The sequence below is a fragment of the Streptomyces cellostaticus genome (genome assembly GCF_001513965.1).
GTDB lineage: Bacteria > Actinomycetota > Actinomycetes > Streptomycetales > Streptomycetaceae > Streptomyces > Streptomyces cellostaticus.
The window spans coordinates 53,775-67,260 of record NZ_KQ948029.1; the positions used below are offsets into that span (position 1 = coordinate 53,775).

The window sequence follows — 13,486 nt, forward strand, 5'->3', positions numbered from 1 at the left end:
GGGCGCTGGCCGAACTCGCCGGCGACGGCGCCATGACCTCCGTCTCGCTGCCCGAGGACCGGACGCGGGAACTGATCGCCGACTGGCCGGGGCGCGTGAGTGTCGCCGCGGTCAACTCCCCGGCGTCGGTGGTGGTGGCCGGTGACCCCGAAGCGCTGACCGCGTTCGAGGAGCGCTGTGCCGCCGACGGCATCCGGGCCCGGCGCATCCACGTCGACTACGCCTCGCACTCGCCCCACATGGAGCGGGTCCGCGCGCGCGTCCTCACCGACCTGGCGGGCGTGACCCCGCAGCCGTCCGGGACGCCGCTCTACTCCACGCTGCGCGGCGAACGCTGCGACACCGGCGTCATGGACGCCGCGTACTGGTACGACAACCTGCGCTCCCAGGTCCGCTTCGCCGAGGCGATCGGCGCCGCCCTCGCGGACGGCTACGACACCTTCGTCGAGGTGAGCCCGCACCCCGTGCTCACGACCGGCGTCCAGGAAACCGCCGAGCGGTCCGGGAGCGAGGTGCTGGTCCTGGGCAGCCTGCACCGGGACGAGGGCGAGAGGCACTTCGTCCGCGAACTCGCCCGCGCCCACGCGGGCGGCGTACCCGTCGACTGGCGGGCCGTCTTCCCGGACAGCCCGCCCGCGCACCTGCCCAACTACCCCTTCGAGCACCAGCGGTACTGGCTGGCGCCCGAGGTCCCCGACCGGGTGGCCGACTGGCGCCACCGCATCGAGTGGCGGCCCCTCTCCCCGGCCGCGGGCCCGCTCACCGGCAGGTACCTGGTGGCCGGCTGCGGCACCGGCCCGCAGGAGGACGCCCTGGTCCGTGCCGTCGAGGAGGCCGGCGGCACGGTGCTGCGGCTCACGACCGACGCCGTGGCGGCCGGACGGGACGGGCTCGCCAAGGAGCTGCGGGAGTCGGCCCCGGACGTCACCGCGGTGATCTCCCTCCTGGCCCTGGAGACGGAAGCGGACGGTCCGGGTGACGACCTCAGGGCCGTCACCGCCAACCTCGCCCTCCACCAGGCGCTCGGCGACGCGGGCGTCGACGCGCCCCTGTGGCTGGTGACGTGCGAGGCCGTGGCGGTGGGACAGGACGACACGGCCGACCCGGCGCAGGCCATGGTCTGGGGCATCGGACGGGTGATGGGCCTGGAGGCCCCCGAGCGCTGGGGCGGCCTGCTCGACCTGCCCCGGCAGCTCACCGAGCCCGTACTGCACCGCTTCACCGCCTGCCTCGCCGACGCGGGGGACGAGGACCAGCTCGCGCTGCGCGAGACCGGCTGCCACGTCCGTCGGCTCGTCAGGGCTCCGCTCGAGCCCGCCGCAACCCCGTGGCAGCCCGCCGGCACGGCCCTGATCACGGGCGGCACCGGCGCCCTCGGCGGCCACGTCGCCCGCCACCTCGCCCGCACCGGCGCGGACCATCTCGTGCTGGTCGGCCGGTCGGGCGGACAGACGCCGCGGGACGCGGAGCTGGCGGAGGAACTGACCGCCCTGGGCGCCCGGGTGACGTTCGCGGCCTGCGACGTCACCGACCGCGGCCGGCTGGCGGACCTGGTCGACGGACTGCGGCGGCAGGGGGAGCGGATCCGTACGGTGATGCACCTGGCCGGCGTCCCCGACGGACGGGCCGTGGCCGACCTCGACCCGGACGACCTGGCGCGCGTGACCCGGGTGAAGACCCTCGGCGCCCGGCTGCTGGACGAACTCTGCCCCGACGCCGAGACGTTCGTGCTCTTCTCCTCCAACGCGGGGGTCTGGGGCAGCGGCCTGCTCGGCGCCTACGCCGCGGGCAACGCCTACCTCGACGCACTGGCGCACCGGCGCCGGGCGCAGGGCAAGGCCGCGACCAGCGTCGCCTGGGGTGCCTGGGCCGACGGCGGCATGGCCGACGCCGACCTGCCCGGCCTGATCCGGCGGGGGCTGCGCCCGATGGCTCCCGACAAGGCGGTGCGGGCCCTCCAGCAGGCCCTGGACCAGCAGGACGTCTGCGTCTCGATCGCCGACGTCGACTGGAACCGGTTCGCCGTCGGCTTCACCGCCGCCCGGCCGCGCCCGCTCATCGAGGACCTGCCCGACGCCGTACGGCAGGCGCCCGCCGCGGCCGCCCAGGACGGGCCCGGACACGGCCCCACCTGGCGTCAGCGGCTGTCCGGCCTGCCCGAGGACGAGGCCGAGGCAACGCTCGCCGACTGGGTCCGCGCGCAGGTGGCGGCCGTGCTCGGGCACCCCGACCCGGACGCGGTGGGACTGCACCAGCCCTTCACCGAGCTGGGTTTCGACTCCCTGACGGCGGTGGGGCTGCGCAACCGGCTGCAGGACGCCACCGGTCTGTCCCTGCCCACCACCCTGGTGTTCGACCACCCCTCGGTCACCGGCGTCGCGGCTCACCTGCGGCCCCAGCTCACCGCCGGGACACCGCACGCCCCGGCCGCCGGCGACGGCGGCATGCTGCGCACCCTGTACGAGGCGTCCGTACGGCAGGGACGCTTCGACTCCTACCTGGAGCTGCTCGGGGAACTGTCCGGCCACCGGGACCACTTCGAGGGCTCCGAGGACCTGGCCACGCCGGTCGACCTCGTGGAACTGGCCGCCGGACCGGGCGAGGTCCGCCTGATCTGCTGTGCCGGTACGGCGCCGGTGGCGGGGCCGCACGAATTCCTCCGGCTGGCCGGCGCCCTCAAGGACCGGCTGCCGGTGTCCGCGCTGCCGCAGCCGGGCTACGAGCCGGGCGAGCAGCTGCCCGCGTCGCTGGCGGCGGTCCTCGGCGTCCAGGCGGACGCCGTCCTCAAGTCCGCGGACGGGCCGTACGTGCTCGTCGGCCACTCCGCGGGCGCCATGATGGCGCACGCCCTGGGGGCCGAACTCGCCGACCGCGGCCGCCCGCCGCTCGGCATCGTCCTGATCGACGTCTATCCGCCCGGACAGCAGCAGGCGGTGCACGACTGGCTCGCGGAGCTGACCGACACGATGTTCGGCCGCGAGGGGGTGCGGGTGGACGACACCCGGCTCACCGCCCTGGGCGCGTACCACCGGTTCACCCGCGCATGGCGGCCGCAGGACCTCGCCGTCCCGACCCTGCTGGTCCGGGCCTCCGAGCCGCTGGGGCAGTGGCCGGACGGCGCGTCCTGGCAGTCCACGTGGCCGTTCCCGCACGAGTGCGTGGACGTGCCGGGCAACCACTTCTCGATGGTGCACGAGCACGCCGAAGCCGTCGCCGACCACATCCGCACATGGACAGGGAACCTGGCATGAAAACCACAGACCGAAGCCGGCTCGGCAGCCGGCTCCAGATGGCCCGCGGCTGGTACTGGGCCTTCGGCGTGAACGGCGACCCGTATGCGATGCTCCTGTGCGGGCAGGACGACGAACCGGGCCGCTGGTACGAGCAGATCCGCTCGGCTGATCCCGGGCTCTTCCACAGCCGCTCCGGCGCCCGGGTCGTGACCCGGTACGCCGCCGCCGCCGAGGTCCTGGACGGCCCGGGGTTCACCCGGACCGCGCAGGAGGCGGACGCGGACTGGGCCCAGCCGTTCCTGGACGTGCGCGCGGCCGTCGGACCGCAGCTGCCCGCCGTGGACGAACTGGCCGGGGAGTACCGGGCGTTGCTGCCGCGGACGGGGACGCGCTTCGACCTGATGCGGGACCTCGCGCGCGAGGTCCCGGTCCGCGGCGTGATCGCGCGGTACGGGCTCACCGGCGAGGACGCGCGACGCCTCACCGCCCTGCTGCGCTCCAGCGCCACGGCCCTGGACGCCCGGCTGACCCCGCAGCTGCTGGCCGTGACCGAACAGACCGTGGCCGCGCTGGCGGGCCTGCGCGAACTGGCGGGCGCCGACGGCGTTCTGGCGGGCGCCGGTTGCGAGACGGCGGCCAACACGGTGTGCAACGCCGTACTGGCCACCCTCCGCACTCCGGGGCTGGCCGGCCGGCTGGCCGACGACCCGGACCTGGCCGACCGCATCGTGGCGGAGACCCTGCGTACCGCGCCCCCGGTCCATCTCGAAAGCCGCCGTGCCCTCGCCGCACAGACGGTCCACGGCACCCGGGTCGCGGAGGGCGAGGAGGTGGTGGTGGCCGTCGCGGCGGCCAACCGCGACCCCGAGGTGTTCGCCGCGCCCGACCGGTTCGACGTGGACCGCGCCGGCACACCACAGGCTCTGACGTCGGGCCTCGGCCACCGGGACGGACTGGACGAGTTCGCCGCCCGGCACGCCGTCGCGGCACTGCGCGCCCTCGCCGATGTGCTGCCCGGCACGACACTGGCGGGCCCCGTGGTCCACCGCCGCCGTTCGCCCGTACTGCGGGGCATCAGCCGGTGCCCGGTCGAGATCTGAGGACTTCTGATGCGCATCGTCTTCTCCGCCATGACGAGCAAGACCCACTTCTACCCGCTCGTCCCGCTCGCCTGGGCCTGTCGTGCCGCCGGGCACGAGGTCCGGGTCGTCGGGTCGCCGGGGCTGACCGAGATCACCACCGCCGCCGGTCTGACGGCGGTGCCCGTGGGCGAGGACGTCGACCTCGTCGGGCACATGAGCGCGGTCGGCGAGGACATGATCAAGTACGTGCGGTCGCTGGACTTCGGCGACGCCGCCCTGAAGACCGCGACCTGGGACCACCTGCTGGGCATGCAGACCGCCCTCACGCCCAACCTCTACGGGCTGATGACCCCGGACTCCCTGGTCGACGGGATGGTCGAGTTCTGCCGCTCATGGCAGCCGGACCTGCTGATCTGGGAACCGCTGACCTTCGCCGCCCCGATCGCGGCCAAGGTGACCGGAGCGGCCCACGCCCGGCTGCTGTGGGGCCCGGACATCGTCACGAAGGCCCGCCGCGCCTTCCTGGACCTGCGTGACCGGCAGGAGCCGGAGCACCGGGAGGACCCCTTCGCGGAGTGGATCGAATGGAGCCTGAGCCGGCACGGGGTGGCGCCGGCGCCGGAGTTCGACGAGGAGATGGCCGTCGGCCAGTGGAGCATCGACCCCGTACCGGCCAGTATGCGCCTGGACCTGGGGCTGCCGACCGTGGGGATGCGCTACGTCGACTACAACGGGCCCTCCGTCGTGCCGGACTGGCTGCGCGAGCCGCCCACCAGGCGCCGGGTGTGCCTCACGATGGGTGTCTCGGGACGCGACAGCGGGGTGGAGGTGGTCACCACCGGCGAGCTCCTGGAAGCCGTCGCCGACATCGATGCCGAGTTCGTCGCCACGCTCGACGCCCAGCAGCTGGAATCGGTCCCCCACGTTCCCGACAACGTCCGCACGGTCGACTTCGTCCCGATGCACGCCCTGCTGCCCACCTGTGACCTGGTCGCCCACCACGGCGGGCCGGGCACCTGGCACACCGCGGCGATCCACGGCGTGCCGCAGATCCTGCTGCCCGTCGGCTGGGACACCGACGAGCGGGCCCGGGGGACGGTGGAGAGCGGTATGGGGCTGTCGGTGCCGCTTCCGGAACTGACGGCGGATCGATTCCGGGAAAGTGTCCTCCGCGTCCTCGGGGACCCGGCATTTCGCGAGGGTGCGGCGAGAGTACGGGACGAGATCCTGTCCGAGCCGGCGCCGACGGAAGTCGTCGGTGTGCTGGAGAAGATGACCGCCGCGCACCGGAAATGACAGAGAGAAGCCGCGGGAATACAGTGCAGCTTCGCCGGTTCACGCAGGCCTTGTAACTCCCTAGTGGGGAGGTCGAGTTCGGGTCGAGGCGCCTTGTGGGCCGTCTGACGATCTTGCTAGGGTCGCTGCCGATATTGAGATCGCGCCGCTTCGGAAAGCACAGTCGTATTAAGGCGTCTTTGCGCCGGAATTCTTGGCTACGGAGACACCACATGCCGGGAAGAGGGAAATGAAACGACGAATATGGGTGCCCTCCGTATTTTTGACGGTTCTGGCGCTGCTGAACCTGGGCGCCGCCCCCGGATCTCCCGGTCGTGAGGAAAGCCGCGCCGACCGTCTCGTCGCGCAGATGACGCTGGACGAGAAGCTCTCGTTCGTGCACTGGGGTTATGACACGACGGACCCGACGGCCATGGTCTATCTGCCGGGCGTACCCCGCCTCGGCATTCCGAAGCTGCGCGCCACCGACGGGCCCGCGGGCGTGACGATCCACCGCCCGTCGCTGGCGATGCCCGCCCCCGTCAGCCTCGCCTCGTCCTTCGACGACGGCCTCGCCGAGAAGTACGGACAGGTGCTGGGCCGGGAGGGCCGCGCGTTCAACATGGACGTGCTCTTCGCCCCGATGGTGAACAGCATCCGGGTGCCGCAGGCCGGGCGGAACTTCGAGACGTTCAGCGAGGACCCGCTCCTCACCGGGCGCACGGCGGCCGCCGAGATCAAGGGCATCCAGAGCCAGGGCCTGATGGCGACGGTCAAGCACTATGCCGCCAACACCCAGGAGAACAACCGCATGGGTGTCGACGTCAAGGTGGACGACCGCACCCTCCACGAGATGGAGCTTCCCGGCTTCGAGGCCGCCGCCGAGGCAGGGACCGCCTCGGTGATGTGCGCCTACCCCAAGGTCAACGGCGAACCCGCCTGCGGCAACGGCCAGTTGCTGAACGGCATCCTCCGGGAGCAGCTGAAGTTCCAGGGCTTCGTGACCTCCGACTGGCTGGCCACGCACAGCACGGACGCCATCACCAAGGGACTCGACCAGGAACTGGGCATCGACACGACCGAGGCCATTCCGCCCGGCGGCGAGGTCCCCGGCGGCAAGTACTTCGGTGACACGCTCAAGAAGGCCGTCACGGACGGCACCATCCCCCTGTCCGTCCTCGACCGGTCCGTGAACCGGATCGTCGGACAGATGGACCGCTTCGGCCTGCTGGACAAGAACCCGCCGCCGCGGCCCCAGCGCGATCTCCCGGGCGGCACCCGGGTGGCCCAGAAGGTGGCCGAGTCCGGTGCGGTGCTGCTGCGCAACCAGGACCGGATGCTGCCGCTCGACGCGGCCGCCACGGACAACCTCGCGGTGATCGGCCCGACGGCCAAGACCCCCAAGGTGACCGGCCTCGGCAGCTCCTACATCGTCCCCGACGTGGCCACCGCCCCGCTGGACACCATTACGAAGAAGCTGGGCGCCGGCGCGCACGTCTCCTACGCCGAGGGCGAGAACATCGAGGGCGAGCCGATCCCGGCGTCCGCCCTCCAGCCGGCCTTCGCCGGCGGCACGGTCCTGCAGCCCGCCAAGAGCGGTGTCATCTACGACGGCAAGCTGACCGTGGACAAGGCCGGCCTCTACCGCATCGCGGCCCGCGTCACCGGCGGCAACGGCGCCATCCAGATCGACAACGGCGACTTCATCAGCATCGGTGAGGTGTTCGGCAAGCTCACCAGTGTTCCGCTGAAGCTGACCGCCGGCACACACACCGTCAAGATCAGCGGCGGGGCGGTCGTCGGCAAGCCGATGACGCTGGACCTGAGCTGGGTGACCCCGGCCAAGGCCCAGGAGGCGATCGACCAGGCCGTCGCCACCGCACGCAAGGCCACGACCGCGGTGGTCTTCGCCTATGACGACGGCGCCGAGGGCAGCGACCGGACCTCCCTGTCCCTGCCCGGCCACCAGGACGAGCTGATCAAGGCCGTCACGGCCGCCAACCCCCGTACGGTCGTCGTCCTGAACACCGGCTCGTCCGTCACGATGCCCTGGCTCGACAAGACCCGTGCGGTCCTCGACATGTGGTACCCCGGGCAGGCCGGGGCGGAGGCCACCGCCGACCTGCTGTTCGGCGACGCCGAGCCGGGCGGCCGGCTCAGCCAGACCTTCCCCGCCTCCGAGCAGGCCACCCCGGTCGCCGGCGATCCCGGGCGCTACCCCGGCGTGGACGGCGTCGTGCGGTACTCCGAAGGCATCTACAGCGGATACCGGTGGTACGACCACCAGGGCGTCAAGCCGCTCTTCCCGTTCGGCTTCGGCCTGTCCTACACGTCCTTCGCCTACGAGGACCAGGCCGTCAAGCGCACGGCGGACGGTTTCGACGTCGACGTGACGGTGCGCAACACCGGCAACCGGCCGGGCAGCGAGGTCGTCCAGGTCTACCTCGGCCCCAGCGGGCAGCTCACGCTCGACCAGGCGGACAAGGCCCTGGCCGGCTACCAGAAGGTGGAGCTGAAGGCCGGGGAGTCCCGGCGCGTGCACCTCCACGTCGCCGAACGCGCCCTTCAGTACTGGGACACCTCGGCCGGTGCCTGGAAGCTCGGCGGCGGCGAGCGCCGTGTCCTCATCGGCTCCTCGTCGGACCAGATCCGGCTCACCGCGACCGTCCGGGCCGACCGGCCCGGCCAGTAGGAGTGACCGTGTCCGCACACCAGGCCCGACAGGAAGAACCAGCCGTGACCGACCCCGAGGCCCCGGATCCGTACGTGCGGCTCGGACGCCTGGCCACCCGGGTGAGCCGGCTGTGGCTCGGCACCGTCAACTTCAGCGGCCGGGTCGAGGACGACGACGCCCTGACCCTGATGGACGAGGCCCTCGACCGCGGGATCAACTGCGTGGACACCGCCGACATCTACGGCTGGCGGGTGCACAAGGGACACACCGAGGAACTGGTCGGCCGCTGGCTCGCCCAGGGCGGCGGCCGCAGGGACAAGGTCGTACTCGCGACCAAGGTCGGCGGCGAGATGAGCGAACAGGCCAACGACGGCGGCCTGTCCGCCCGTCACATCGTCGCCGCCTGCGAACAGTCCCTGCGCCGCCTCGGCGTGGAGTGCATCGACCTCTACCAGATGCATCACATCGACCGCGCCGCGCCGTGGGACGAGGTGTGGCAGGCCATGGACCGCCTGGTGGCGAGCGGGAAGATCCTGTACGTCGGCTCCTCCAACTTCGCCGGCTGGCACATCTGCGAGGCGCAGGCGAGCGCCGCCCGCCGCAACGCGCTCGGCCTGGCCTCCGAGCAGTGCCTGTACAACCTGGCGGTCCGCCACGCCGAACTGGAGGTCCTGCCGGCCGCCCGGCACCACGGCCTGGCGACCCTCGCCTGGTCACCGCTGCACGGCGGCCTCCTCAGCGGTGTACTGGACAAGCTGCGCTCCGGCACCGCCGTCAAGTCCGCCCAGGGGCGCGCCCAGACACTCCTGCCTTCGCTGCGCCCCGCCATCGAGGAGTACGAGGCGTTCTGCGGCCGTATCGGCCGGCACCCCGCGGAGGTCGGCCTGGCCTGGGTGCTGTCCCGGCCGGGCATCACCGGCGCCGTCATCGGGCCGCGCACCGTCGAGCAGCTGGACTCGGCGCTGCGCGCCACCCGCCTTCGCCTCGCAGACGAGGAACTCGCCGAACTCGACCGGATCTTCCCGCCGGTCGGCCGGGGCGGCCCGGCACCCGAGGCCTGGGCCCAGTGACGGCCCACCGCCCGGTTTTCCAGCACCGCGACCAAGAAACGAAAGGGACGGATCGAATGACTTCCGGAGCACAGGCCAACGAGGACCGGGTCGAGGACAAGGTTGTCGACTTCTACGACAACTTCACCGAGGTGTTCAGGGACCTGTGGGGCGACAACCTGCACGTCGGCTACTGGCACGACGCCTCCGACGACGCCCCCATCGGAAAGGCCACCGACCAGCTGACCGACCAGCTGATCGCGCGGCTGGCCCCGCAGCCGGGCCGGCGCATCCTGGACGTCGGGTGCGGCGTCGGCGAGCCGGCCTTCCGGCTCGCCCGGACGGCCGACGTCGAGGTCGTCGGCGTCTCCATCAGCACGTACCAGGTCGGTCGCGCAGGCGAGCGCTCGCGCGAGCAGGGCCTGGCCGACCGCGTGAGCTTCCAGCACGCCGACGCAGCCGAACTCCCCTTCCCGGACGCGTCGTTCGACGGCGCCTGGGCCTTCGAGTCGCTGATCCACATGCCGGACAAGGAGAAGGTCCTGCGCGAGATCAAGCGCGTGCTGCGCCCCGGCTCGACCCTCGTCCTCGCCGACATGTTCAGCCAGCCCGACACCGAGCTGACCTTCCAGGACATCATCACCACCCCCGAGATGTCCGAGTACCGGGCCGTCATCGAACGGGCCGGACTCGTCGTCCGGGAGTTCACCGACATCACGGCCAACACCCTTGCCCCCCAGGAGGTGCGGGAGAGCATCGCCGCCGATCTGCTGGCGCGCAAGGACGACGTCATCAAGATGACCGGCCCCGAGGAGTTCGAGCGGATGGTGGACGGGGTGCGGGTCCCCCGCGCCTACGGCTACCTCCTCGCCACGGTCACCACCGACTGAGGAACGGCAGAAGATGATCATCACTCAGTGCCGCGTCTGCGGCAACAAAGAACTGCTTCCGGTCCTCGACCTGGGCGAGCAGGCTCTGACCTGCGTCTTCCCCAAGAGCGTCGACGAGGAGGTGCCCGCGGTCCCGCTGGAGCTGGTCAAGTGCTCGCCCGCCGGCTGCGGCCTCCTCCAGCTGCTGCACACCCCGGATCTCGACCTGATGTACGGCGACGGCTACGGATACCGGCCGGGCATCCGGCCGTTCATGGTCAACCACCTGAGGGGCAAGGCCGTCGCGGCCGCCGAACTGACCGGCCTCAAGCCGGGAGACGTCGTCGTCGACATCGGCAGCAACGACGGCACGCTGCTGCACCAGTACCCGGTCGAGGGACTGCGCCTGGTCGGCATCGACCCCTCGGGCGAGAAGTTCCGCGAGCACTACCCGCCCGCCGAACTGATCGCCGAGTTCTTCACCGCCGAGGCCTTCACGGCGCGGTACGGCAAGCAGCGCGCCAAGGTCGTCACGACGACCGGTATGTTCTACGACATCCCGGACCCGCTGCAGTTCATGCAGGACATCCACGCGATCCTCGACGAGGACGGCATCTGGATGACCGAGCAGAGCTACATGCCGTCCATGCTCGAGGCCAACGCGTACGACGTGGTGTGCCACGAGCACCTGGAGTACTACGGCTTCCAGCAGATCGAGTGGATGGCCGAGAAGGTGGGCTTCACCGTCCTGCGGGCCGAGGTCACCGACGTCTACGGCGGCAGTCTCTACGTGACCCTCGCCAAGAACCCGGGCCGCCATCCGGTGGACGAGGGCTCCCTGGTCGCGCTGCGCGAGCGGGAGGCCGCCGCGCGCCTGGACACCATGGCCCCCTACGAGGCGTTCGCCCGCAGGGTGCACCAGCAGCGCGACGACCTGCGCGGATTCCTCGCCGACTCCCGCGCGGCCGGCCTGCTCACCTTCGGGTACGGCGCGTCGACCAAGGGCAATGTGACCCTGCAGTACTGCGGCATCGGCCCCGAGGACCTGCCCTGCATCGGCGAGGTCAGCGAGGAGAAGGCCGGCCGCTTCACCCCCGGCAGCAGGATTCCGATCGTGTCCGAGGAGGAGGCCAAGTCCCGCCGCCCCGACCAGTTGCTCGTCCTGCCCTGGATCCACCGCGACGGCTTCGTCGAGCGCGAGCAGGCGTACCTGAAGAGCGGCGGCAAGCTCGTCTTCCCGATGCCGACGCTCACCACGGTGACCGCCTGACCGTGCACATCCCCGAACGAAAGGGAGACCGCAGTGACGACTGACGCGCAGACCGCAGTCCCCAGCCTGGAGAGCGACCTCTTCCACATCGACCAGTACGAGGCCTACGCCGCGCTCCGCGAGCAGGGGCCGGTGAGCAAGGTCAGCTTCATCGGCCGCGAAGCCTACTTGATCACCCGTCATGCCGAGGCCAAGGCCGCCCTCAGCGACCTGCGGCTCAGCAACGACTTCAAGAAGCAGCCCCCCGAGGTGGAACTGCCGACCTTCCACGGCATCCCCGAGGACGTCCGGCCCTACTTCGCCAACAACATGGGCAGCAACGACCCGCCGGCCCACACCCGGCTGCGCGGGCTCGTCTCGCGGGAGTTCACCGCGCGCCGGGTGGAGTCCATGCGCGCCCGGATCGAGGAGCTCGCCGAGAAGCTGCTCGACTCCCTCACCGGCCAGGCCGAGACCGACCTGGTCGAGTCCTACGCCTACCCGCTGCCGATCACGGTGATCAGTGAGCTGCTCGGCGTAGAGGAGCGCTACCAGGGCGACTTCGGCCGCTGGAGCAACGAGTTCCTGGTGATCGAGGCCGACCGGGTGGAACAGCGCGAGCAGGCCGCCCGCGCCCTGGTCGGCTTCATCCTCGACCTGATCGACCGCCGGCGCGCCGACCCCGGTTCCGACCTGCTCTCGGCGCTGATCCACGTCCACGAGCAGGACGAGGACCGGCTCAGCAACGACGAACTCGCCTCCGTGGTGCTGATCCTGCTCATCGCGGGCTTCGAGACCTCGGTGAGCCTCATCTCCATGGCCACCTACCTGCTCCTCACCCACCCCGAGGAACTGGCCAAGGTGCGCCGGGACGCGTCGGTCATGCCGAACGCCGTGGAGGAGGTCCTGCGCTTCCTCGGCCCCGCCGAGATCACCACGCGCGGATCGCTCGCACCCGTCGAGATCGGCGGCGTCCACATCCCCGCGCACAGCACCGTGCTCATCGCGGGCGCCGCGGCCAACCGCGACCCCCGCCGCTTCCCCGACCCCGAGCGGTTCGACGTGACGCGCGACGCGAGCGGGCACCTCTCCTTCGGCCACGGAATCCACTTCTGTGTGGGCGGCCCGCTGGCCCGCCTGGAGGGCGAGATCGCGCTGCGCGCCCTGCTGCGGCGCTTCCCCGACCTCGACCTGGCGATCCCGCCGGAGCAGGTGCGCTGGCGCCGGTCCTTCCTGCGCGGCATCGAGAGCCTGCCCGTCAGGCTCGCCCGATGACCGTGTCCGCATCGCCGTCCCAGACCTGGCTGCGGCGGTTCGGCCCACCGGCGGAGGGGGTGATGCGGCTCGTCTGCTTCCCGCACGCCGGGGGCGGCGCGAGCAGCTTCCACTCCCTCGCCCGCGCCCTGGGCCCCGGTGTGGAGGTCCTGGCGGTGCAGTACCCCGGACGGCAGGACCGGCGGCACGAGCCGCCGCTGTCGCGGCTGAGCGAGCTGGCCGACCGGGCCGCCGAGGCGCTGGACACGCTCGACGAGACTCCGTACGCCGTGTTCGGCCACAGCCTGGGGGCGCTCGTCGCCTATGAGACGGCCCGGCGCCTCGACCGCCGCGGCAACACCCCGCACCGGCTGTTCGTGTCCGCGCGCTGCGCGCCCACGGCCGGGCCGGGGCCGACCGACGGCCTGAAGGACGATGCCGCGCTGCTGGCCGAGGTCCGCCGGCTCGGTGGCGGCGACGCGCTCGACGATCCCGGGATACAGGCCATGGCGCTGCCCGCGCTGCGCGCCGACTACCAGGCCCTGAGGTCCTACACCTGGCAGGACGGGCCCGGCCTGCGCTGCCCGGTCACGGCGATGGCCGGCACCCATGACCCCCTGTGCGCGCCCGAACAGGCGATCGGCTGGCTGCGGCTGGCGGTCGTCCCCGGGCGCTCGCGGGTCTTCACGGGCGGCCACTTCTATCTGCAGGACCGCGTCACCGAGGTGGCCGGGGCCGTCCTGGCGGACCTCGGACTGCGTACGCCGGAAACCGCTCTGGCACGTGCCGACACTTGAGAAA

9 protein-coding genes are annotated in these 13,486 nt (G+C 72.0%); all 9 read left to right on the forward strand.

Annotated elements, in window-relative coordinates; all coding sequences use genetic code 11:
- A partial coding sequence (locus AQI88_RS25960) for a type I polyketide synthase (protein ID WP_159050395.1) occupies nucleotides 1-3,251 on the forward strand: 3,251 nt, incomplete at its 5' end.
- Entirely contained in the window at nucleotides 3,248-4,333 is a 1,086-nt protein-coding gene (locus AQI88_RS25965) for a cytochrome P450 family protein (protein ID WP_067003664.1), read from the forward strand. The genes AQI88_RS25960 and AQI88_RS25965, both read left to right, overlap by 4 nt.
- Nucleotides 4,334-4,342: 9 nt before the next feature.
- Nucleotides 4,343-5,611 (forward strand): activator-dependent family glycosyltransferase, encoded by a 1,269-nt coding sequence (locus AQI88_RS25970; RefSeq protein WP_067003666.1) that lies wholly within the window; start codon nucleotides 4,343-4,345, stop codon nucleotides 5,609-5,611.
- A 229-nt stretch (nucleotides 5,612-5,840) separates the two neighbouring features.
- Complete coding sequence (locus tag AQI88_RS25975) at nucleotides 5,841-8,282, forward strand: beta-glucosidase family protein (RefSeq protein ID WP_067003668.1); 2,442 nt, start codon at nucleotides 5,841-5,843, stop codon at nucleotides 8,280-8,282.
- 44 nt (nucleotides 8,283-8,326) lie between these two features.
- Nucleotides 8,327-9,334, forward strand: a complete 1,008-nt coding sequence (locus AQI88_RS25980; protein ID WP_067003670.1) for an aldo/keto reductase — start codon at nucleotides 8,327-8,329, stop codon at nucleotides 9,332-9,334.
- 56 nt (nucleotides 9,335-9,390) lie between these two features.
- Nucleotides 9,391-10,203: a methyltransferase domain-containing protein gene (locus AQI88_RS25985; protein WP_067003672.1), complete on the forward strand. Its 813-nt coding sequence runs from the start codon at nucleotides 9,391-9,393 to the stop codon at nucleotides 10,201-10,203.
- Between the two features lie 13 nt (nucleotides 10,204-10,216).
- Nucleotides 10,217-11,452: a class I SAM-dependent methyltransferase gene (locus AQI88_RS25990; RefSeq protein WP_067003673.1), complete on the forward strand. Its 1,236-nt coding sequence runs from the start codon at nucleotides 10,217-10,219 to the stop codon at nucleotides 11,450-11,452.
- Nucleotides 11,453-11,485: 33 nt separating this feature from the next.
- On the forward strand, nucleotides 11,486-12,706 hold the full coding sequence (locus AQI88_RS25995; RefSeq protein ID WP_067003675.1) for a cytochrome P450 family protein: 1,221 nt from the start codon (nucleotides 11,486-11,488) through the stop codon (nucleotides 12,704-12,706).
- A complete protein-coding gene (locus AQI88_RS26000; RefSeq protein ID WP_067003677.1) occupies nucleotides 12,703-13,482 on the forward strand; it encodes a thioesterase II family protein in 780 nt (259 codons plus the stop codon). Before AQI88_RS25995 ends, AQI88_RS26000 begins: the two co-directional genes overlap by 4 nt.
- Nucleotides 13,483-13,486: the final 4 nt, after the last annotated feature.